This is a genomic window from Streptomyces sp. NPDC056734 (genome assembly GCF_042790455.1).
Lineage (GTDB): Bacteria > Actinomycetota > Actinomycetes > Streptomycetales > Streptomycetaceae > Streptomyces.
On record NZ_JBHTZD010000012.1, the window covers coordinates 249,504 to 270,680 of the forward strand.

The following is a 21,177-nucleotide window of genomic DNA, read 5'->3' on the forward strand; positions in this document are numbered from 1 at the left end:
TTAGCAGTTCCGGGGCGACGGCCTGAACGGCTGCGGACCCGACCGGCGACGCGACCCCGACCGACCACCCGGCCCACAGCCCGGTCCGAGGCCCCAGCGGCCCAGGTTCCGGGGCCCCAGCAGCAACGGCAGCGGCGCTACTCCCGACTCGGGCAGCCGGCGGGAACGACTACGCGCGCCAGCCTGAGAAACTCCAGGGCGACGGCCTGAACGGCTGCGGACCCGACCGGCGACGCGACCCGCCCGACCACCCAGCCCCCCAGCCCACAAACCGCGTAGCGGCCTCAGCAGTCGAGGTCTCGGGGTCGTGGGGGCCCCGCCCGGCGGCAACGGCGTTGGGCCGGGCCGGGACTGCGGTGACCGAAACGGCTGCGGACCGCGGCTCCGGCCGGCGACGCGGCCGGCCCGGTCCATCCGGCCCTCGGGCCGGTCAGCGGCCCAGCTCTCTGGGGTCGCGTACCAGCGGCAGCGGCTCGGCCGGCTGCTCCAGGGTGGGCAGCTCGGTCAGCTGTTCCCAGGGGACCTGCGTCTTGCGCAGATCGGTTCTGATGCGGTTCGCGAGCTTCTTGGTGTCGCGGCGGTTCATGACCGCGCCCACGGCGGCGCCCACCATGAACGGCATCAGGTTGGGCATGTTGCGCACCATGCGCTTCATGATCTGCTGGCGCAGCTCGCGCTTCATCTGGCTGCCGAGGGCGGCATTGACCGACGCGGGTTTCATCACGTCGATACCGCGCTCCCCGGACCAGGAGCGCAGATAGGCCGTGCTGCGCTCCGCGAGCGTGCCGGGCGGTCGCTGCCCGTACACCTCGTGCAGCTCGGCGATCAGCTTCAGTTCGATCGCGGCGACGCCGGTCACCTCCGCGGCCAGCTCGGCCGGCATCGCGGGCGGCACCGGCATCATCGCCGCCGCGCCGACCCCGGCTCCGACGGTCGCCGAGGCGTTCGCCGCGCCGGCCACCAGCTTGTCCGCGATCTGCTCGGGCCCGAGCCCCGGGAACTGCCGGCGCAGGGTCGCCAGATCCCGTACGGGGATCCGCGGTGCCAGCTCGATCAGCCGGTCCGCGAGATAGGCCAGGGACGCCCTGGCCCGGTTGCCGCCCTTGCGGGCGCCTTCCACGGCCAGGTCCCTGGCCCGGTCCCGGATGACCACCGCCCTGCGACGGGCGGCGGGCGCGGGACCTTCCAGCGGTACCGGGAGGTCGGCCCCGGCCGCCGGTTCGAGCGAGGCCGACCCGGGGACGGGTTCCGTACCGGAATCCGTCATGGAAGGGCCTCGCTCGTCGTCACGCTCGCCGTACGGACCGTCCTGGGACGGCCCCGGGTCCGTTCTCCGCGCGGGAAAACGGCGCTTCCAGGGAGGGGTCGAGCCAGTCATGCCCGACCCCGCCTCAGTCGCAGTCGCGGCAGATCGGCTGACCGTTCTTCTCGCGGGCCAGCTGGCTGCGGTGATGAACCAGGAAGCAGCTCATGCACGTGAACTCGTCCTGCTGCTTGGGCAGGACCCGGACGGCCAACTCCTCGTTCGAGAGGTCGGCTCCGGGAAGCTCAAGGCCCTCGGCGGCCTCGAACTCATCCACGTCGACGGCCGAGGCGGACTTGTCGTTCCGCCGGGCCTTCAGCTCTTCGAGGCTGTCCGAGTCAACGTCATCGTCGGTCTTGCGTGGGGTGTCGTAGTCGGTTGCCATGTCGCTCTCCCCCTCCGGGTGTCTGCGGTGTCTCCAGCGCACGTAACGCGTGAGAGGCCGGACTTGTGCCCGACCCGAGGCGGAGATTTTGCCTCACATCAAGGTCTGTTACTCAATCGACACCCAACCGGACTCCTCAAGAGTGATCGGCTGGGATGGCGAACGGGACCGTACACGGTCCGGATAGTGCACTTCAAAGGCATCTCACCGTGTACTTCCCGTGATCAGACCCCTGGAAAACCAGGATTTTCCCGGCTTTCCCCTGGCCCAAACGATCACGGAGAGTAGATGGCCGGAAAATCGCCCTTGTGATCGATCACACACTGGTCTGATCCAATCCCAGCCCGAAAATTCCGCGCAAAGCGAACATCCCCGCGTGTGTCGGCGACATGATCTCAGACGGGGAGCGTCACTCTCATCACCAGCCCACCCCCTTCACGGGGCTGGGCGGCGATATGCCCGCCATGTGCCCTCGCCACGGACCGCGCGATGGACAGGCCCAGGCCCACACCCTTGTCACTTCCCGTGCGCTCGGTCCGCAGCCGCCGGAACGGCTCGAAAAGATTGTCGATCTCGTACGCCGGCACCACCGGCCCGGTGTTCGCCACCACCAGCACCGCGTGCCCATGCTGAATACCCGTGGTGACCTCGACCCAGCCGTCCTCCGCGATGTTGTACCGGACGGCGTTCTGTACGAGGTTCAGCGCGATCCGCTCCAGCAGCACACCGTTGCCCTGGACCACCGCCGCCTCGCGCGTGCCGCGGATCCGCACACCCTTGGCCTCGGCCTCGGCGTGCACCTGGTCGATGGCCTGCCCGGCCACCTCCGCGATGTCCACGGGCTTGCGCTCGACGATCTGGTTGTCGCTGCGCGCGAGCAGCAGCAGCCCTTCCACCAGCTGCTCACTGCGCTCGTTGGTGGCCAGCAACGTCTTGCCGAGCTGCTGCATCTCCACCGGGGCGTTCGGATCGGACAGATGCACCTCCAGGAGCGTGCGATTGATCGCCAACGGCGTGCGCAGCTCATGGGAGGCGTTGCCGACGAAGCGCTGCTGGGCCGTGAAGGCCCGCTGGAGGCGCTCCAGCATGTCGTCGAAGGTGTCCGCCAGCTCCTTCAGCTCGTCGTCCGGGCCGTCCAGCTCGATCCGCCGGGACAGGTCCGAACCGGCCACCGCGCGGGCGGTACGGGTGATCCGGCCGAGCGGCGAGAGGACCCGGCCGGCCATCGCGTAGCCGAAGGCAAAGGCGATCACCGCGAGGCCCAGCAGGGCCAGCAGGGAACGGCTGAGCAGGTTGTCCAGGGCGTGCTGGCGCTGCTGGTTCACACAGTCGTTCATCGCGTTGTTGAACTCGGTCGCCGAGCCCTGTTCGGGGAAGTTGCAGATCGCGCTGGAGATCTTGCCCTCGACGATCTTGAACGGCAGATCGCTGCCCACATTCAGCGCCTGCGCGGCCAGCAGATAGATGATCGACAGCAGCAGGATCCCGGCGATCAGGAACATGCCGCCGTACAGCAGCGTGAGCCTTATCCGGATGGTCGGGCGCAGCCAGGGCACGGGCGGCACCGGCCTGCGGGGGTCCCAGGTGGGTTTCGGAGGCGCCTGGGGAGGCGCGGGTGTGGCGGCCACCCTGGATCAGATCCGGTATCCGGAGCCGGGCACGGTCACGATCACCGGGGGCTCGCCCAGCTTGCGGCGCAGCGTCATCACGGTCACCCGCACGACGTTGGTGAACGGGTCCGTGTTCTCGTCCCACGCCTTCTCCAGGAGCTGCTCGGCGGAGACCACCGCGCCCTCGCTGCGCATCAGCACCTCCAGCACCGCGAACTCCTTCGGCGCCAGCTGGATCTCCCGGCCGTCGCGGAAGACCTCACGGCGGTTGGGGTCGAGCTTGATGCCGGCCCGCTCCAGGACCGGCGGCAGCGGCACGCTGGTGCGCCGGCCGAGGGCGCGCACGCGCGCGATCAGCTCGCTGAAGGCGAAGGGCTTCGGGAGATAGTCGTCGGCGCCGATCTCCAGGCCCTCCACCCGGTCGCTGACATCACCGGACGCCGTCAGCATCAGCACCCGCGTGGGCATGCCCAGCTCGACGATCTTGCGGCAGACGTCGTCACCGTGCACCAGAGGCAGGTCGCGGTCGAGTACGACCACGTCATAGTCGTTGACGCCGATGCGCTCCAGGGCGGCCGCACCGTCGTACACGACGTCGACGGCCATAGCCTCCCGGCGCAGTCCGGTGGCCACCGCATCGGCGAGCAGTTGCTCGTCCTCGACGACGAGTACGCGCACGTCGCTAGTCCTTCCTGATGTCCCGCCCACGCTGCGTAGGGGCACGCGCGGGCAGGGTTCGCTTGGGGGTGTTGGCCTCCATCCTGCCCTTTTCGGTCATAAGTCGGGGGTAAGCCGGTGCGCGGCCCCGCCCGGTCCCGCCCGGGAGAGCCTCTGCGGGCCCGACGGCAAGATTTTCGCGGGGCCCCGGGAATGCCGGATTTTCTCCTCCGGTTGAGGTTTCCACGGAAGGAAGCGGGGGGAGGACGGCTTTACACCCCGCGATCACGCTCTGCACGCACCGTCGCATCACGCGGCGCCTCCGTGCTCCGCTTTGCCGCAGAGCGGGCGTGGGTGTCCGGCACCGTCGCCGCCCGGCGCGGCAGCGCTGGGCACCCGCATCGGCGTGATCGCCCCTTCCCGACGGCACACCCCCGTGCCACAGACCCACGACCCAGGACGAGGGGGCGCAGCATGGACGCTTTCACCGCAGGACTTCTGCAGCGCATAAGGGCGACCGAGTCCGACCTGACGCGGGCGCAGGACGAGGGCGACGACTTCCTCGTCGAGGTCGAGCAGGGCGAACTCGACGACCTGCGCCGCCTCGCCGCCGAACATGGCGTGGAGATCGGCGTTCCCAGCGTCTGACCAGCACCCGGCCGACACGACAGGGCCCCGGCGATCCAGCGCCGGGGCCCTGTCGTGTGCGGTGAGGGCGTTGGTGACACCGGCGCACCCCTGCGGCTCTCTCACGGCCGGCGCGTCGGCATCGTGCGGGTTGGCGGGCCCACGCCCTGGGTCCGGCAGCGGGCCGCTCTGGGGGGCGTCAGTCGTGCCAGGCCCCGAAGTCCTCCAGCAGCCCCTGGAGCGCCTCGAACACCCCGGGCGTCCCCGCGACCGTCAGGTCCCGTGACGGGCGCTCTCCGGGGCGGCCTCCGGTCAGGGCGCCCGCTTCCCGGGCGATCAGGTCGCCCGCGGCCACGTCCCACGCGTTCAGGCCACGCTCGTAGTAGCCGTCCAGGCGGCCGGCGGCCAGGTCGCAGAGGTCGACGGCGGCCGATCCGCCGCGGCGGATGTCGCGCAGGAGGGGGATGAGCCGGGCGGCCACCTGGGCCTGATGGGCGCGGACCTCGGCGACGTAGTTGAAGCCCGTGGACACCAGGGACTGCTCCAGGGGCGGGGCCGGGCGGCAGGCCAGCCGGCGTTCCCCGTCCCAGGCACCGGTGGCCCAGGCGCCGGTGCCGCGGACGGCGTGGAAGGACTCGCCGCGCATGGGGACCGCCACGACGCCGACGACCCGCTCGCCGTCCTGCTCGGCGGCGATGGAGACGGACCAGGTGGGCAGGCCGTAGAGGTAGTTCACCGTGCCGTCGAGCGGGTCGATCACCCAGCGGATGCCGCTGCTGCCCTCGGCGGAGGCGCCCTCCTCGCCCAGGAAGCCGTCGTCGGGGCGGGCTTCGGAGATCACGTCGGTGATCAGTTTCTCCGCGGCGATGTCCATCTCGGTGACGACGTCGATCGGGCTGGATTTGGTCGCGGCGACCGCCAGGTCGGCGGGGCGGCCGTCGCGGAGCAGGGCCCCCGCGCGCGTGGCGGCCCGCTGGGCGAGGGTGAGCAGCTCGGTGTGCAGGGGGTCCGTCACGGGGGTCCTCACGCGTAGGGGCTGTCGGCGCCGGCTGCTGCGGGGCGCGGGGTGCGGGCGGGGCAGCAGCCGACCGGGCAGAGGTGGTGGCTCGCGCCGAGGGTGCCCAGGACACAGGGGGTGGCCTGGGCGCCGCGCTCGGTGCGCGCGCGCTCGGCGACCAGGTCGCGGATCGCGGCGGCGAAGCGGGGGTCGGCGCCCACGGTCGCCGAGCGGCGGTACGGGAGGTTCAGTTCCGCCGCCTTGTCCTTGGCCTCCGTGTCGAGGTCGTAGAGGACCTCCATGTGGTCGGAGACGAAGCCGATGGGGGCCACGACCACGGCGGGGGTGCCCGCGCCGTGCAGGTCCTCCAGGTGGTCGCAGATGTCGGGCTCCAGCCAGGGGATGTGCGGGGCGCCGGAACGGGACTGGTAGACGAGCCGCCAGGGGTGATCGACGCCCGTGCGCTCACGGACGGCGTCGGCGATCAGCCGGGCCACGTCCAGGTGCTCCCGGACGTACGCGCCGCCGTCGCCGTGGCCCTCGGGGGGGCCGGAGGTGTCGGCGGCGGTGTTCGGGATGGAGTGGGTGGAGAAGGCGAGATGGGCGCCGTCGCGGACATCCGCGGGGAGGTCGGCCAGGGAGTCGAGCACGCCGTCGATCATGGGCTCGACGAAGCCGGGGTGGTTGAAGTACTGGCGGAGTTTGTCGACCCGGGGGAGGTCCAGGCCCTCCGCGCGGAGGGTGGCCAGGGCATCGGCCAGGTTCTCGCGGTACTGGCGGCAGCCGGAGTACGAGGTGTAGGCGCTGGTGGCGATGGTCAGGATCCGGCGGCGGCCGTCGCGGACCATGTCGCGCAGGGTGTCGGTCAGGTAGGGCGCCCAGTTGCGGTTGCCCCAGTAGAGCGGCAGATCGAGGCCGTGGCCGGCGAAGTCCTTGCGGAGGGCGTCGAGCAGGGCGCGGTTCTGCTCGTTGATGGGGCTGACTCCGCCGAACAGGAAGTAGTGGCGGCCGACTTCCTTGAGGCGTTCCTTGGGGATGCCGCGCCCGCGTGTCACGTTCTCCAGGAACGGAACCACGTCGTCCGGTCCTTCGGGGCCGCCGAAGGAGAGCAGGAGCAGGGCGTCGTAGGGGCTGGCATCGAGCGCGTCTGGCATGTCTTCGATCCTGCCACCCGGCACTGACAGCGCGGGCACCGGCCGGGGGGCGCGGTGGAGGCTCGTCCGGACGGGTGCGTTAGGGTCACCCCACTCGTAAGCTGTATCGGCCATCTATGCGCCTGACCCGGCCGAGAGGCACCGTTCAGCCGAGGCGAGCCGTACCCGGCGGTGACCGGTTCCTCCGGCGCGGTCACCGGCGCCTTCGGCCCGTATACCCGTACCGAACCGCCGGAGCCGCACGTGCCCAGCCCCTATCGCGCCCTGTTCGCCGTCCCCGGCACCAAGGGTTTTGCTCTGGCCGGGTTCCTCGGCCGGATGCCGCTGTCGATGATGGGCATCGGCGTGGTGACGATGGTGTCGCAGATCACCGGCCGGTACGGACTGGCGGGCGCGCTGTCGGCGACCATCGCGCTGTCGGCGGCGGTCGCGGGGCCGCAGGTGTCCCGGCTGGTGGACCGGCACGGGCAGCGGCGGGTGCTGCGCCCGGCCACGCTGGTGGCGCTCTCGGCGGCGGCGCTGCTGCTGTTCGCGGCGCACTACTCGTGGCCGGACTGGGTGCTGTTCGTGGCCTGTGTCGGCATCGGCTGTGTGCCGAGCGTGGGGGCGATGGTGCGGGCGCGGTGGGCGGTCCTGTACCGGGGGACGCCGAAGCTGCACACCGCGTACTCGTTCGAGTCGGTGGTCGACGAGGTGTGCTTCATCTTCGGGCCGATCATCTCCATCGGCCTGTCCACGGCCTGGTTCCCGGAGGCGGGGCCGCTGCTGGCGGCCTGTTTCCTGGCGGTGGGGGTCTTCTGGCTGACCGCGCAGCGGGCCACCGAGCCCGCGCCGCACCCGCGCGAGCAGCACAGCAAGCGCTCCGCGATGCGCTCGCCCGGGCTTCAGGTGCTGGTGGTGACGTTCGTGGCGATCGGCGCGATCTTCGGTGCGGTCGACGTGGTCACCGTGGCCTTCGCCGAGGAGCAGGGCCACAAGAACATGGCGAGCCTGGTGCTCGCGGTGTACGCGGCGGGTTCCTGTCTCGCCGGCCTCCTCTTCGGCCTGCTGCACTTCAAGAGGGCACCGGAACCCCGCTGGCTGCTGGGCGTGTGCGGCACGGCCGTGAGTATGATCCCCCTCCTACTGGTCGGAAACTTGCCGTTTCTGGCCGTGGCGCTGTTCCTCGCGGGTCTGTCCATCGCTCCGACGATGATCACGACGATGTCCCTCGTCGAGCAGCACGTACCACGCGCGCAACTGACCGAGGGCATGACCTGGACCAGCACGGGACTAGCGGTGGGGGTCGCCCTCGGCGCCTCCGTGTCCGGCTGGGTGATCGACGCGGCCGGGGCGCGCGCCGGATACGTGGTTCCGGCGATCGCCGGGGCCGCCGCGGCGGCGGTCGGTTTCCTCGGGTACCGCCGGCTCAAGCGGCCGGCACCGGGTCGGGGAGGCTCCGTTGGGCAGCACAACGAGCGGGAAGAACGGCACATGGCGTAACTGGGGCGGCAATGTGATCGTGCGTCCCGCGCGCGAGGTCACGCCCGCTTCGGTCGAGGAACTGGTCGCGGCGCTCCGCTCGGCCGCCGAGGACGGGCTGCCGGTGAAGGCGGCCGGCAGCGGGCATTCCTTCACCTCGGTGGCCGCCACCGACGGTGTATTGATCTGCCCTCAACTGTTGACCGGGATACGCAACATTGACCGCGACGCCGGGACGGTCACGGTGGAGGCGGGCACTCCGCTCAAGCGACTCAACATAGCCCTGGCCCGCGAGGGCCTGTCGCTGGCCAACATGGGCGACATCATGGAGCAGACGGTCTCCGGCGCCACCAGTACCGGCACCCATGGCACCGGCCGCGAGTGCGCCTCGCTCTCCGCCCAGATCAAGGCGCTGGAGCTGGTCACCGCGGACGGCACGGTGCTGACCTGCTCCGAGAAGGAGAACGCGGACGTCTTCGCCGCCGCGCGTGTCGGGCTCGGCGCCCTGGGTGTCATCACGGCGCTCACCTTCGCCGTGGAGCCGGTCTTCCTGCTCACCGCGCGCGAGGAGCCGATGCCGTTCGGGCAGGTCCTGGCCGAGTTCGACGAGCTGTGGGCGGAGAACGAGCACTTCGAGTTCTACTGGTTCCCGCACACCGAGCGGTGCAGCACCAAGCGCAACAACCGCAGCGCGGGCCCCGAACAGCCCGTCGGCCGGTTCAGCGCCTGGCTGGAGGAGGAGTTCCTCTCGAACGGGGTCTGGCAGGTGGCGAACCTGGTCGGCCGGGCCGTCCCCGCCACGGTCCCCGCCATAGCGAAGGCCGCCAGCCACGGCTGGTCGGCGCGCACCTACACCGACATCCCGTACAAGGTCTACACCTCCCCGCGCCGAGTGCGGTTCGTGGAGATGGAGTACGCCGTTCCGCGCGCCGCCCTGGCGGATACCCTGCGCGAGCTGAAGGCCATGATCGACCGCTCCCGGCTGCGGATCAGCTACCCGGTGGAGGTGCGCACCGCCCCGGCCGACGACATCGCCCTGTCGACCGCCGCGGGGCGCGACAGCGCGTACATCGCCGTGCACATGTTCCGGGGGACGCCCTACCAGGCGTACTTCACCGCCGCGGAGCGGATCTTCATCGCGCACGAGGGACGGCCGCACTGGGGCAAGGTCCACACGCGCGACGCGGAGTACTTCGCCGGCGTCTATCCGCGGTTCGCGGAGTTCACGGCGTTGCGGGACCGGCTTGATCCGGAGCGGCGGTTCCAGAACGACTATCTGCGTCGGGTCCTGGGGTCGTAGGGGGCGCACTGGGCGGCGGGGGCGGCGCGGCGGGGTCCGGGCTTGTAGCGCCGCCGGAGCCGTCGGAGCCGTTTGTGCCGCCCGACCCGTCCGTGCCGCTCGTGGAGCCGGATCCCGGGCTGTCGCCGGGGGTGTCCTGCGGGGCGCTGGGCGTCTGGGTGGGGCTGCTTCCGGACGTGCCGCCGCCGGGGGTGGTGCCGTCGGTCGGGGTGGCGCCGGGAGTGGATTCGCTCGCGCCGGGCCCGGGCGTCGTACCGGAATCGTCTCCCGGGCCGGAGTCGCCGGGGTTCGTGGAGGACTGGCTTCCGCCGGTGAAGGCGTCGCCGACGGTGGTGCCGCTTCCGCCGCTGAGGTTCTCGCCGGAGGTCAGTTCGTAGGTGGTGATTCCGGCCATGGCCACGCCGAAGACCAGCGCCGCCGCGAGAAGCGGGCGTTTCCAGCCTTTCGCGCGGGCCCGGTAGAGGGTTCCCTCGGTGAACTCGCCGGGCTCTGGCGGGGCGCCGGGGGCCTGCGGGTGCGGGCCGGTGGCGGCGGTGATCGCGGGGGCCGGTCCGGAGGCGGGCCCGGGGGGCGCGGGGGCCGGTCCGGGGGTCGCGGGGGCGGGGCTTGCGGGGGTCGCCACGTCGCGGAGCTGTTCGCCGGTGCGGGTGAAGAAATGCTGGAAGACCGAGCCGCCGCAGGTGGCGACGACGCTGACCAGACCCGCGCCGAGGATGGTGCCGTACACCCCGAAGGAGGAGGCGAGTTTGGCGGCGAGCACGGCCGCGATCGCACCGCCCGCGACCTGGGGCACGCTGAGATCGAGACGCTTCCTCTTCACCTCCTCCCCGGTGTCCGGCTCCTGCACGACATCGGGCCTTTCACGCATTCCGGGATCTTGCCTGCCTTTCCCGTACCTGGTCGGTCAGTTGTACGAATAGGGGACGTCCCGACGAAACCGATAGTTCCGCTTTCTGGGTTTCCGTGAAGTTCGCCACTTTCATGATCGCCGCAACCGCCCGGCCATGGCGACGCGGCACCCCTTGCCGGAAGTTGGGCGGCGTGCCCACCCACGCACATGGTCCATATGGAGTACTGTTGCGAGCCCTGGGCCCGGTCTCCTTTCGGGGTGTCCGGATCCAGGAAGGACCGCCAGGAGGGGGCTTGCTGCACAGGGTGACAATTTCGGTCACTTTGCGTTGCGAACAGGTAACCGTGCCATAACGGCGGACCAGGGCCCGTGCCCGACACGCCGGGCAACTCGGCAAGGTTGTGGCAGGCTGCACCCGGGCAGGCCACACTCGACTAGCGGAAGCAGCGACGCAGGTGACGTCGGCAGGCACCACCCGGGAGGTCCCCATGCCCGAACTGCGTGTCGTGGCCGTCTCCAATGACGGCACACGGCTGGTGCTCAAGGCTGCCGACGCAACGGAGTACACCCTCCCGATCGACGAACGGCTGCGGGCCGCCGTGCGCGGCGACCGACCCCGCCTCGGCCAGATCGAGATCGAGGTGGAGAGCCACCTCCGCCCCCGCGACATCCAGGCACGCATACGCGCCGGCGCGACCGCGGAAGAGGTCGCGCAGATGGCCGGCATCCCCGTCGACCGCGTACGCCGTTTCGAGGGTCCCGTCCTGGCCGAGCGCGCCTTCATGGCCGAGCGCGCTCGCAAGACCCCGGTGCGCCGCCCCGGCGAGAACTCCGGACCGCTGCTCGGCGAGGCCGTGCAGGAGCGGCTGACGCTGCGCGGCGCGGAGAAGGAGACCGTCCAGTGGGACTCCTGGCGCCGTGACGACGGCACCTGGGAGGTGCTGCTGGTCTACCGGGTCGCGGGCGAACCGCACGCGGCGGGCTGGACGTACGACCCGCCGCGCCGGCTGGTCCAGGCGGTCGACGACGAGGCCCGCTCGCTGATCGGCGAGTCCGACGACCTCGGCACGCCCGAACCCAGCTTCCCCTTCGTGCCCCGGATCGCCCGGCTGCCTCGCGACCGGCCGCTGGACCGTGGCACCGACCGTGAGCGCCCGAGCCTGCCCCCGGCGCCCGAGCCCATGGAGGAGCCGGTCAGCGAGCGGGACTCGCTGACCAGCCTCCTGGAGGCGGTACCCAGCTTCCGCGGCGACCTGGTGGTCCCCGAGCGTCCGGCGGAGCCCGCGGCGGAGGAGCCCGCGGCCCAGCCGGAATCCGAGGAGCCCCCGGCGCCCGCCGCATCGGCCGGGTCCGCCTACGCCGATGTCCTCATGCCACGCTCGGTGGGCAGCCACCGGGACCGGCTGGTCGGCGCGACCGACCGCCAGGCCGAGGCCGACGGCGTCCGCCCCGGCCGCCGCGCCGCCGTCCCGAGCTGGGACGAGATCGTGTTCGGGACGCGACGCAAGAAGCAGGAGTGAGCCGCGGCGGTTGGCGGTTGCAGGACCGTGATCCTCCGGTAGGAGTCAGGGCCCGTGTCCATGGGTGGACACGGGTCCTTTGCGTGACGGGTACGTCCATGAGTGGACGCGGGGGCTTTGGTGTACCTGCGTTGTCCCTACATGGGTGGACTCGGGCTGTCGACTTGACCGGTCCGTCCATGGTTGATCGGGGGCGTCGGACTACCTGATTCGTCCACGGTTGATGCGGGGACCGTTGTGCCGCTACTGCGGGTCCGAGCCCACCGCCACCGGGCGTGCCGGGTCCGAGGACCACTCCGACCACGAACCGACGTACAGCGCGGCCGGGAGGCCGGCGACCGCCAGGGCGAGCACCTCGTGGGCGCCGGACACGCCCGAGCCGCAGTACACACCGACCTCCGTGCCGTCGGTCGCGCCGAGCGAGCGGAAGCGCTCCGCCAGTTTGTCGGCGGGCAGGAAGCGGCCGTCCTCGGCGACGTTCTCCCCGGTCGGCGCGGACACCGCGCCCGGGATGTGGCCGCCGACCCGGTCGATCGGCTCGACCTCGCCCCGGTACCGCTCCCCCGCGCGGGCGTCGAACAGCACCCCCGCGCGGGCCAGCGCCGCCGCGCCATCGGCGTCGAGCAGTCCGGAGGCGCCCGGAACCGGCTGGAAATCGCCCTCGCCGGGCGTCGGAGCGTCCGTCGATAGAGGGCCCTCCCACGCCGGCAACCCGCCGTCGAGGACCCGCACACGCGGGTGCCCCGTCCAGCTCAGCAGCCACCACGCGCGTGCCGCCGCCCAACCCTGACCGCCGTCGTAGACGACGACCGGCGTCCCGGCCGAGACCCCGGCCCGGCGCATCGCGGCGCCGAAGGCCGCCGGGTCCGGCAGCGGATGCCGGCCCCGCGCGCCCGGTGTCCCGGCCAGTTCCTCGTCCAGGTCGACATAGACGGCACCCGGGATGTGGCCCTCGGTGTACGCGGCACGGCCGTCGAAGGGCGGCTCGCCGGCCGCCTTGGCCACGCTGAGCTGCCAGCGGACGTCGAGCAGCACCGGCGGCTCGGCGCCCGCCAGGTCGCTCACGAGTTCGGATGCGGAGATGATGGCGTTCATGGCCACCATCCTTGCGCACGGGGTGGCCGGAGCGTGCGTGTCCGACTACTCTGCTCCGCCGGGCGGGCGCGGTCACGTGCGGTACGGGGCCGGGCGGGCTCGGTCACCTGGCGTGCTGGGCGGGCATGCTCTGGGCGGGCATGCTCCGGGCGGGTGCCCTGGGTGGGCGGCGTGGCCCTCGTCGCGGGTGCCGGGATCGGCGGCGTGGCCACGGGGCGCGGGGCGTCCTGGGGTGCGAGCATCGGTAGGGGGCCTGGGCGTGAGTACGTGGGCAATACGGGCATGGAGTCGCCGGGAATGGCCTGGCGATGCCGGGGCCGGGTGCAGGCTCGGGGACGCGGGGTCTGGGCACGGAGACACCAGGGATGGCCCGAAGACACCGGTTCCGGGCATGGGGAGCGGAACCCCGGCGCCGGAACGGCGCTCTGTGCGGACACGGGGGTGCTGAGTGCGGATTCGAGGCGGCTGCTGTGAGGGGCCGAGGAGAGAGTGACGATGACCGAGGCACGGGGGTCGACCGGCGCGGGACGCGCGCGGTACGCGCCCGGCACGCCCTGCTGGGTGAGTCTGATGGTGCACGGGCTGGAGGCGACCCAGGACTTCTACCGCGAGCTGTTCGGCTGGGAGTTCCGTCCCGGGCCGCAGCAACTGGGCGCCTATGTGCGGGCGCTGCTCGGCGGACGGGAGGTCGCGGGCATCGGCACGCTGCCGCCGGACCGCCAACTGCCGGTCGCCTGGACGCCGTATCTGGCGTCGGACGATGTGGACGCCACGGCCGACATGGTGCGGCTGTGCGGCGGCACGATCGGGGTGGGTCCGCTGGACGCGGCCGAGGCGGGCCGGATGGCCATCGGGTCGGATCCGGCGGGCGCCGTGTTCGGGATCTGGCAAGGGGCGGAGCATCCTGGCACAGCGGTCTCCGAGGTGCCCGGCACGCCCGCGTGGAACGAGCTGCGGACCTTCGACACGGTGGGCGTCGCGAAGTTCTACGAGACGGTGTTCGGTTTCGAGCCGGTGGCAGCGGAGTCTCCCGACGTCGATCACGTGACCCTGCTCGTCGAAGGGCGGCCGGTCGCCGCGATCGAGGGGGTGGGCAGCGCCCTGCCACGAGATCGGGGGCCGCACTGGATGACGTACTTCGAAGTCGCCGAGACGGAGCGGGCGCTCGAACGGCTGGCCGAGCTGGGCGGGCAGGTGCTGGGCGCCGTCCGGGACAGTGAGCACGGGCGGGTGGCGGTGGTGGCGGATCCGGAAGGGGCACGGTTCTCGCTGGTGCAGCGGGCTGGGTGAGGCGGGGGCGGGCGCGGGTGCCCTTGCGGCGGGTTCTTGGGCTGGCTCGTGCTCGTGGGCGGGCCCGGGATGCAAGGGCCGGAGATCGCCCTGTGCGGCTGGGTCAGGCCGACGTGACCGGCAGCACATCGGGCGACAGAGCGCCCGCTCGGGCCGACCCGCTCGTCATTCGCTTGCGATGGTGGCGGCGGCACAGTACCTCGTAGCCCACGACCTCAGCGGTCACGCCCACGTCGCCCACCACGACCTGCTCGCCCTCGACGACCATCTGACCACCCACCGTGCGGGCGTTGTGGGTGGCTCGGGCGCCGCACCAGCACAGCGCCTCGACCTGGAGCACCTCGACCCGGTCGGCGAGTTCCACCAGCCGCTGGGAGCCGGGGAAGAGCTTGCTGCGGAAGTCGGTCGTGATGCCGAACGCATAGACGTCCAGGCCCAGATCGTCCACCACGCGCGCGAGCTGGTCGATCTGGTCCGGTGCGAGGAACTGCGCCTCGTCCGCGATGACATAGTCCGCGCGCCCGCCCCGCGAGAGATGGTCGACGAGATACGCGTACAGGTCCATGGCGTCGGGGACCTCCACGGCGTCGGTCACCAGGCCGAGGCGTGAGGAGAGTTTTCCTTCGCCCGCGCGGTCGTCGCGGGTGAAGATCACGCCCTGGAGGCCCCGCGCGGAGCGGTTGTGCTCGATCTGGAGGGCGAGGGTCGACTTCCCACAGTCCATCGTTCCGGAGAAGAAGACCAGCTCGGGCATGGGGTGGTGCGCACCTTTCGGGCGGTGTCGGGGTGTGCCGGGGTGTCGGGGCGGGAGACCGTCAGGAGCGTACTTCGAGCAGTGGGACGAACTGCTCGGCGGGGGTCATCGAGCCATGGTTGCCGACCATGGCCGATTCCTTGGGCTCGCGCTCCGAGGCGATGATCAGGACGTCGTCCCGCGCGGCGGCGATGACATCGCCCACGCGCGCGTGGACGCGTTCGTCGATCCGCGGGCCGAACCAGCCGGCCTCGATCGCCTCGTCCCGCGAGGCCACCCAGAAGCGGTCGCCGAGCACCTCGCGCCAGCAGGTCAGGACGTCGTTCTCGGCGCCGGGGAGCGCGTAGACATGACGGGCGCGGCCCTCGCCGCCGAGCAGGGCGACGCCCGCGCGCAGTTCCCAGTCGAGGTCGAAGTCGATGCGGTGCTCGTCGTCGAAGGGCACGTCGACCATGCCGTGGTCGGCGGTGACGTACAGCGCGGAGCGCGGGGGCAGTTGCTCGGCGAGGCGCTGGACCAGCCGGTCGACGTACATCAGCTGGCCGCGCCAGGTATCGGAGTCGACGCCGTAGCGGTGGCCGGCGCCGTCGAGTTCGGCGTAGTACGTGTAGACCAGGGAGCGGTCGCCGACGGCCAGTTGCTCGGCCGCCAGGTCCATGCGCTCCTCGCCCGTCAGCCGCCCGTGGAAGGCGCCGCCGCTGAGCGCGACCTTGGTCAGCGGGGTGTTCTGGAAGATCGGGGAGGAGACCTGGGCGGCGTGCACACCCGCCGCGTCCGCCAATTCGAACACGGTGGGGTACGGCTGCCACACGGACGGCTCGGTCCAGGGCTGCCAGCGCAGCTGGTTCATCAGCCCGCCGGTGGCCGGATCACGCACCGTGTAGCCGGGGAGGCCGTGCGCGCCGGGCGGCAGGCCGGTGCCGAAGGAGGCCAGGGAGGTCGCGGTGGTCGCCGGGTAGGCGGTGGTCAGCGGGGTGCCGGTGCCGCCGCGCGAGCTGCCGAGCAGCGAGGTCAGATACGGGGCCTCGTCGGGGTGCTCCTTGATCTGCTCCCAGCCGAGGCCGTCGACCAGGAAGACACAGACCCGGTCGGCCGGGGTCAGCTCGGCGATCGCGGCGGTCATGCCGGGCACGCCCAGGCCGGCCGCCAGGGTCGGCAGCAGATCGGCCAGGGAGCCGGTGCCGTAGGCGGGGCGGGGGGCGGAGTCGACGGCGAGAAGCTCGGGGTGGCCGTCCCAGTCGGCGGAACCGGCCATTGCGGGCGCGGCCATCAGCGGGTGATGCCCGCGGTCGCCTCGGAGATGGCCTGGGCGAAGGCGAGGGCCTCCCGGACGGTCTCCGGACCGTCCCCGGCCTCGCTGACCCGCAGGCTGAGGTCGTCGGCCGTGGAGCTGCCCGTGTAGCCGTGATCCGCCTCGCAGTTCGGGTCGCCGCAGGCGGCGGGCTCCAGATCGATGCGGGAGACGGCGCCCCAGCCGATGGTCAGCACGATCTCGCGGGGCAGGGTGCCCGGCCGGTACTTCTCCGGGTTCGCGACCACGCGGCTGACCACGACCGACGAGATCCGGCCGAGCTTGACCGACTCGGTGGAGGTGGTGGCGTACGGGGTGGGCGAGGTGCTGTCGGCGGCCTGCTCGTCGGTGTGGCTGACGATGAAGCGGTTGTCCGTGAGCACCAGCACGGTGACATGCCGGCGGACCTCGTTCTGGTCGAACGTGGTCTCCTGGTGGACCAGGTACGACCGGATGGGCTCGCCGCCCACAGCGGCCTCCACCGCGTCGGCCACGAGGGCCGGGTAGTAGCCGCTGCGCTCGATCGCCGCACGCAGCCCCTGGGTCGTCGTACTGGTCTTGGCCATGCCGTCCATCCTAATCCCCGGATAGGGCCGGTCCGGGCCAGTCAAGACCAACCCGGGTCAATCGAACAACGGGGGTGCGGGCGGTTTCTTTCGGGCGGGGGGTGGGTGGGATTTGGGGGGTGGTGGGGTGCTGGTGGGGCTTGTGGGGAGGGGAGGGTGCCGGTTGCGGGTGGGGTGGGGGCGGCGTCCGTGAGGGTGTGGTCGGCGCGCGCCCCGGGCGGGCGGACCGGCGTGGCGCTGGGAGGCGCGGGTCGGCGTGGCCCGGCGGTCGTGGACCGGGGTCGTGGATCGGGGTCGTGGATCGGGGTCGGGAATCCTCGCCATGCGCGCGTCGTGGCTGGCTGGGCTGCCGGGCGTGGCCAGGGAGGGACGGTTCATGCTCCGCGCGCTAGACGTGTTCCCTGTGGACGACCTGTTCCTTGTCCAAGACGCCTGACACGCCGCCCCCTTGGCCGGCCCGTCGGCGTCAGTACTCAGTACGTCGGCAGCGTCCGGGGGCCCAGGTCGTCGCGGGCCGGTGGGGGTGCCAGGCGGACGGACGCGCCGAGGACGGTGAGGGTGGCCGGGGCGACGACGACTGGTTCCAGGGTGACCGCGATGACCTCGGGATGGTCGTCGACCAGCCGAGAGACGCGGAGCAGCAGTTCCTCCAGCGCGGGGGTGTCCACGGGCGCGGAGCCGCGCCAGCCGAAGAGGAGCGGGGCCGTGCGGATCGAGCGGATCAGGGAGGCCGCGTCGCGGTCGGTGACCGGGATCAGCCGGTGCGCGACATCGCCCAGGAGTTGCGTCGCCGCCCCGGCCAGGCCGAACGACAGGACCGCGCCCGCCGCCGGATCGATCACCGCGCGGACGACCGTGTCGACGCCACGCGGTGCCATGCGCTGCACGACCGGCCGTAGTTCTTCCGGCGTCCCGAACAGCTCGTTCAGCTCGGCGTACGCCCGTACCAGCTGCTCCTCGTCCGCGAGGTCGAGCCGTACGCCGCCGAGGTCCGCGCGGTGCCGCAGATGCGGGGCGGTGGCCTTGAGGGCGACGGGGTAGCCGAGGTCCCGCGCGGCGGAGGCGGCGGCCTCGGGGGTCGGCGCGGGCAGCGCGCGCTGGACCGCGACGCCGTATCGCGCGAGCAGCTCGCAGGTGTCCTGCGCGCCGAGGGTGAGGCCCTGCCCGCGCGTGAGGAGGCCGTCGATCAGCCGGGCGGCGCCCTTCTCGTCGATGTCGTCGTACTCGGGCACCCTGCCGGGGTCGGCGGCCTCGCGCCGCCACTGTCCGTAACGGATCGCTTCCGCCAGCGCGCGTACCGCTCGTTCGGCGGCGGGGTAGGCGGGGATGGGGCCGGCCGGGTCCTCGGGGGGCGGGAGGCCGGGGGCGTCGGATGGGCCGGATGGGCCGGATGCCTCGGATGCGGTGGGGGCCGGGGTGGCGGCCGGGGTGACCGTGGAGGGACCGGTGGTGGCCCGTGGAGCCCTACCGGTCAGTGGCCCTGGTGCCGTATCGGTCAGTGACCCTGGTGTCGTATCGGTCATAGGCGCTGGTGCCGTACCGGGCGCGGGCGCTGGTGCCGTACTCGGCACGGACACGGACACCGCCGCCGTACCGGTCCCGGGCAGTGGCGCCGTGCTCGTGGCCGCCGACAGGGCCTCGGCTAGGCCGCCCAGTTCCACGTGGACCACGAGCACCGGCTTGGTGGCGGGCCCGGGCGTGGCCGATCTGAGGGCCTGGGCGAGGGCTTCGTCACCGGCGGAAACCTTCCCGATGGCCGGCATCGCGGTCACCACGACCGCGTCACAGGTGTCGTCGGCCAGCGCGCGTGCCAGCGCCCGCCGGAAGTCCGCGGGGGACGCGCCGGTGGTGAGGTCGAGCGGCGGCAAGGGGCGCAGCCCCTCGGACAGGCAGGCGTCGTAGGTCAGCAGTCCCAGGGACTCGGAGTTCCCGAGGATCGCCACGCGCGGCCCGGCGGGCAGTGGCTGGCGGGCGAGGAGGAGGGCGGTGTCGACCAGTTCGGTGATGGTGTCGACCCGGATCACACCGGCCTGCCGCAGCAGCGCGGACACCGTCTCGCTGGGCAGCCGGGTGGCGCGTACGGCATGCCCTTGGGGCGCTGCCCCGGCGTGTCGCGCGCCCTGCACCACGACGAGGGGCTTCGCCGCGGCGGTGCGGCGCGCGAGGCGGGTGAACTTGCGGGGGTTGCCGATGGATTCGAGGTACATGAGGGCGACATCGGTGTCCGGGTCGTCGTACCAGTACTGGAGGACGTCGTTGCCGGAGACGTCCGCGCGGTTGCCGGACGAGACGAAGGTCGACACGCCCGTGATGCCGGTGACTCCGCCGCCGCGCCGGTCCAGCCGGGACAGCAGCGCGATGCCGATGGCGCCGGACTGGGCGAACAGGCCAATGCGGCCGGGGCGGGGCGGCTCGGGCGCCAGGGAGGCGTTCAGCCGGACGTCCGGCGAGGTGTTGATGATGCCGAAGGCGTTGGGCCCGATGAGCCGCATCCCGTACGCGCGCGCGTGCTGTACGAGTTCACGCTGGCGCGCCTTGCCCTCCGGGCCGCTCTCGGCGTACCCGGCGGAGACCACGACCAGCCCCTGGACGCCGTGTTCGCCGCACTCGGCGACGACCTCGGGCACATGATCGGCGGGCACGGCGACCACGGCGAGATCCACCGGGCCGTCGATCTCCCGCACCGACCGGTGGGCGGGCACACCGTCGATGTCCTTGCGCCCCTCGGGGAAGGCCCGGTTCACGGCGTGCAGACGGCCGGTGAAGCCGGCCTCGCGGATGTTGTCGAGGATGCTGCGGCCCACCCCGCCGGGCACGCGGCCGACGCCGATGACGGCGACGGACCCGGGCGCGAGCAGCCGCCGCACCGAACGGGCCTCGGCGCGCTGCTCCCGCGCGCGCTGCACGGCCAGCGAGCGGTCGGTGGGTTCGAGATCGAACTCCAGGCGTACGACGCCGTCCTCGAAGCTGCGCTTCTGGGAGTACCCGGCGTCCCTGAACACTTTGATCATCTTGGTGTTGGCGGGCAGCACCTCGGCGGCGAACCGGCGGATGCCGCGCTCGCGCGCGACGGCCGCGATGTGCTCCAAGAGGGCCGAGGCGACCCCGCGGCCCTGGTGCGCGTCCTGGACCAGGAAAGCGACCTCGGCCTCGTCGGCCGGCGCGGAGGCGGGCATGCCGTCGGCGCCGATCCGGTCGTAGCGCACGGTGGCGATGAAGTCGCCGCCGATGGTGGCCGCGAGTCCCACGCGGTCCACGAAGTCGTGGTGGGTGAAGCGGTGGACGTCCTTGGCGGAGAGCCTGGGGTAGGGCGCGAAGAAGCGGTAGTACTTCGATTCGTCCGAGACCTGCTCGTAGAAGCTGACCAGGCGGTCGGCGTCGTCGACGGTGATGGGCCTCACGCGCGCGGTGCCGCCGTCACGCAGCACCACGTCCGCCTCCCAGTGGGCGGGGTACTCGTGCCGGTCCTGCGGATCCGCCGGGCTCTGCATGCGCCCCACAGTACGGCTCGCCTATGACAACGGCGCGAGGCAATCCACGGGGAACGAGCACAGGAGCAGCACAGACACACGGGGACACATGGGGGCGTATACCGCGTCGGGGCCGGGGTCCGGCGACACTCCTGGTGTGGCCCGAGGCCCGCTCCGGGCACGCCTCCGCGATATGGGACACTGGTCTAGACAACCCTGAGAGACTGAAGGGCAGCAACAACATGGCTGAGCGCCGCGTCAACGTCGGCTGGGCCGAGGGCCTCCATGCCCGCCCCGCCTCCATCTTCGTCCGGGCCACCACGGCCTCGGGGGTCCCCGTGACGATCGCCAAGGCCGACGGCAACCCCGTCAACGCGGCCTCCATGCTGGCCGTTCTGGGCCTGGGCGCCAAGGGCGGTGAGGAGGTCGTCCTGGCCTCCGACGCCGACGGCGCCGACGCGGCCCTGGACCGTCTGGCCAAGCTGGTCTCCGAAGGGCTGGAGGAGCTTCCGGAGACCGTCTGATCCGTCCGGCACCCGCTTACGGACACAAGGAGCCGCGTCGCCCTGGTGGTGGCGCGGCTCTGCTGTTGCCCGACAGCCACCTCTGCTGCGGAACAGCCGCTTCCGCCCCCGCGGCCACTCCCGTTTCCCCCGCTCACTTTCGCGCCTGTTTCCCCAAATTGTTCCGCGCCGGTTTCACCGCCGGACACGTGCCGAAACGTTTGGGTCGCACCTGTGAGCGAGAGCACACCGAAATAGGTCCGTACAGTACGGGAATAGACCTGCGGCACACCGAAAAACGGCAGCCGAAATTACCGGCCACCGAATTACCGCTTCTTTGTATA

General features: G+C 72.0%; 18 protein-coding genes. 6 read left to right on the forward strand and 12 right to left on the reverse strand.

Translation table 11 applies throughout. The features are described 5' to 3' along the window. Positions 1-430: 430 nt before the first annotated feature. The 4 genes from ACFRFC_RS20285 to ACFRFC_RS20300 form a co-directional block, all read right to left on the reverse strand. On the reverse strand, positions 431-1,378 hold the full coding sequence (locus ACFRFC_RS20285) for a hypothetical protein (protein WP_382693342.1): 948 nt from the start codon (positions 1,376-1,378) through the stop codon (positions 431-433). 13 nt (positions 1,379-1,391) lie between these two features. Beyond that, positions 1,392-1,688: a DUF4193 domain-containing protein gene (locus ACFRFC_RS20290; protein ID WP_003993510.1), complete on the reverse strand. Its 297-nt coding sequence runs from the start codon at positions 1,686-1,688 to the stop codon at positions 1,392-1,394. Positions 1,689-2,083: 395 nt separating this feature from the next. Next, on the reverse strand, positions 2,084-3,316 hold the full coding sequence (locus ACFRFC_RS20295) for a sensor histidine kinase (protein WP_382693344.1): 1,233 nt from the start codon (positions 3,314-3,316) through the stop codon (positions 2,084-2,086). A 6-nt stretch (positions 3,317-3,322) separates the two neighbouring features. Next, entirely contained in the window at positions 3,323-3,976 is a 654-nt protein-coding gene (locus tag ACFRFC_RS20300) for a response regulator transcription factor (RefSeq protein WP_069778299.1), read from the reverse strand. Between the two features lie 453 nt (positions 3,977-4,429). Here ACFRFC_RS20300 and ACFRFC_RS20305 point away from each other — a divergent pair, with 453 nt between their 5' ends. Beyond that, entirely contained in the window at positions 4,430-4,603 is a 174-nt protein-coding gene (locus tag ACFRFC_RS20305) for a hypothetical protein (protein ID WP_382693348.1), read from the forward strand. A 178-nt stretch (positions 4,604-4,781) separates the two neighbouring features. On the opposite strand, the gene ACFRFC_RS20310 is transcribed toward ACFRFC_RS20305, so the two are convergent. Continuing rightward, positions 4,782-5,597: an inositol monophosphatase family protein gene (locus ACFRFC_RS20310; protein ID WP_382693350.1), complete on the reverse strand. Its 816-nt coding sequence runs from the start codon at positions 5,595-5,597 to the stop codon at positions 4,782-4,784. An 8-nt stretch (positions 5,598-5,605) separates the two neighbouring features. Beyond that, positions 5,606-6,733, reverse strand: coding sequence for a ferrochelatase (locus tag ACFRFC_RS20315; RefSeq protein ID WP_382693353.1), 1,128 nt, complete (start codon positions 6,731-6,733; stop codon positions 5,606-5,608). A gap of 243 nt (positions 6,734-6,976) precedes the next feature. Between ACFRFC_RS20315 and ACFRFC_RS20320 the strand changes: the two genes are divergently transcribed. Together ACFRFC_RS20320 and ACFRFC_RS20325 are read left to right on the forward strand one after the other, a co-directional pair. Next, entirely contained in the window at positions 6,977-8,215 is a 1,239-nt protein-coding gene (locus ACFRFC_RS20320) for an MFS transporter (RefSeq protein ID WP_382693355.1), read from the forward strand. After that, positions 8,175-9,494, forward strand: a complete 1,320-nt coding sequence (locus tag ACFRFC_RS20325; protein WP_382693358.1) for a D-arabinono-1,4-lactone oxidase — start codon at positions 8,175-8,177, stop codon at positions 9,492-9,494. The genes ACFRFC_RS20320 and ACFRFC_RS20325 overlap by 41 nt, the downstream gene beginning before the upstream one ends. On the opposite strand, the gene ACFRFC_RS20330 is transcribed toward ACFRFC_RS20325, so the two are convergent. After that, positions 9,418-10,362 carry a hypothetical protein gene (locus ACFRFC_RS20330; RefSeq protein WP_382693360.1) on the reverse strand — a complete coding sequence of 315 codons (945 nt, stop codon included), beginning with the start codon at positions 10,360-10,362 and terminating at the stop codon, positions 9,418-9,420. The two genes, ACFRFC_RS20325 and ACFRFC_RS20330, sit on opposite strands and share 77 nt — an antisense overlap. Before the next feature lie 470 nt (positions 10,363-10,832). Here ACFRFC_RS20330 and sepH point away from each other — a divergent pair, with 470 nt between their 5' ends. After that, the gene (sepH, locus tag ACFRFC_RS20335; protein ID WP_382693362.1) at positions 10,833-11,864 is read left to right on the forward strand and encodes a septation protein SepH; all 1,032 of its coding nucleotides are present in this window, start codon (positions 10,833-10,835) and stop codon (positions 11,862-11,864) included. A 243-nt stretch (positions 11,865-12,107) separates the two neighbouring features. Here sepH and ACFRFC_RS20340 read toward each other — a convergent pair whose 3' ends face one another. Beyond that, the gene (locus ACFRFC_RS20340; RefSeq protein WP_382693364.1) at positions 12,108-12,959 is read right to left on the reverse strand and encodes a sulfurtransferase; all 852 of its coding nucleotides are present in this window, start codon (positions 12,957-12,959) and stop codon (positions 12,108-12,110) included. Positions 12,960-13,454: 495 nt separating this feature from the next. Between ACFRFC_RS20340 and ACFRFC_RS20345 the strand changes: the two genes are divergently transcribed. Beyond that, complete coding sequence (locus ACFRFC_RS20345; protein WP_382693365.1) at positions 13,455-14,249, forward strand: VOC family protein; 795 nt, start codon at positions 13,455-13,457, stop codon at positions 14,247-14,249. Between the two features lie 103 nt (positions 14,250-14,352). Here the strand turns inward: ACFRFC_RS20345 and ACFRFC_RS20350 are convergent, their stop codons facing one another. The 4 genes from ACFRFC_RS20350 to ACFRFC_RS20365 form a co-directional block, all read right to left on the reverse strand. Further along, positions 14,353-15,003 carry a thymidine kinase gene (locus ACFRFC_RS20350; RefSeq protein ID WP_382693367.1) on the reverse strand — a complete coding sequence of 217 codons (651 nt, stop codon included), beginning with the start codon at positions 15,001-15,003 and terminating at the stop codon, positions 14,353-14,355. Positions 15,004-15,064: 61 nt separating this feature from the next. Beyond that, complete coding sequence (locus tag ACFRFC_RS20355) at positions 15,065-16,258, reverse strand: alkaline phosphatase family protein (protein ID WP_382693385.1); 1,194 nt, start codon at positions 16,256-16,258, stop codon at positions 15,065-15,067. 14 nt (positions 16,259-16,272) lie between these two features. Further along, entirely contained in the window at positions 16,273-16,869 is a 597-nt protein-coding gene (locus ACFRFC_RS20360; protein ID WP_382693370.1) for a DUF5998 family protein, read from the reverse strand. A 464-nt stretch (positions 16,870-17,333) separates the two neighbouring features. Then, positions 17,334-20,351 carry a GNAT family N-acetyltransferase gene (locus ACFRFC_RS20365; RefSeq protein WP_382693372.1) on the reverse strand — a complete coding sequence of 1,006 codons (3,018 nt, stop codon included), beginning with the start codon at positions 20,349-20,351 and terminating at the stop codon, positions 17,334-17,336. A gap of 221 nt (positions 20,352-20,572) precedes the next feature. Between ACFRFC_RS20365 and ACFRFC_RS20370 the strand changes: the two genes are divergently transcribed. Next, the gene (locus tag ACFRFC_RS20370) at positions 20,573-20,854 is read left to right on the forward strand and encodes an HPr family phosphocarrier protein (RefSeq protein ID WP_382693374.1); all 282 of its coding nucleotides are present in this window, start codon (positions 20,573-20,575) and stop codon (positions 20,852-20,854) included. Positions 20,855-21,177: the final 323 nt, after the last annotated feature.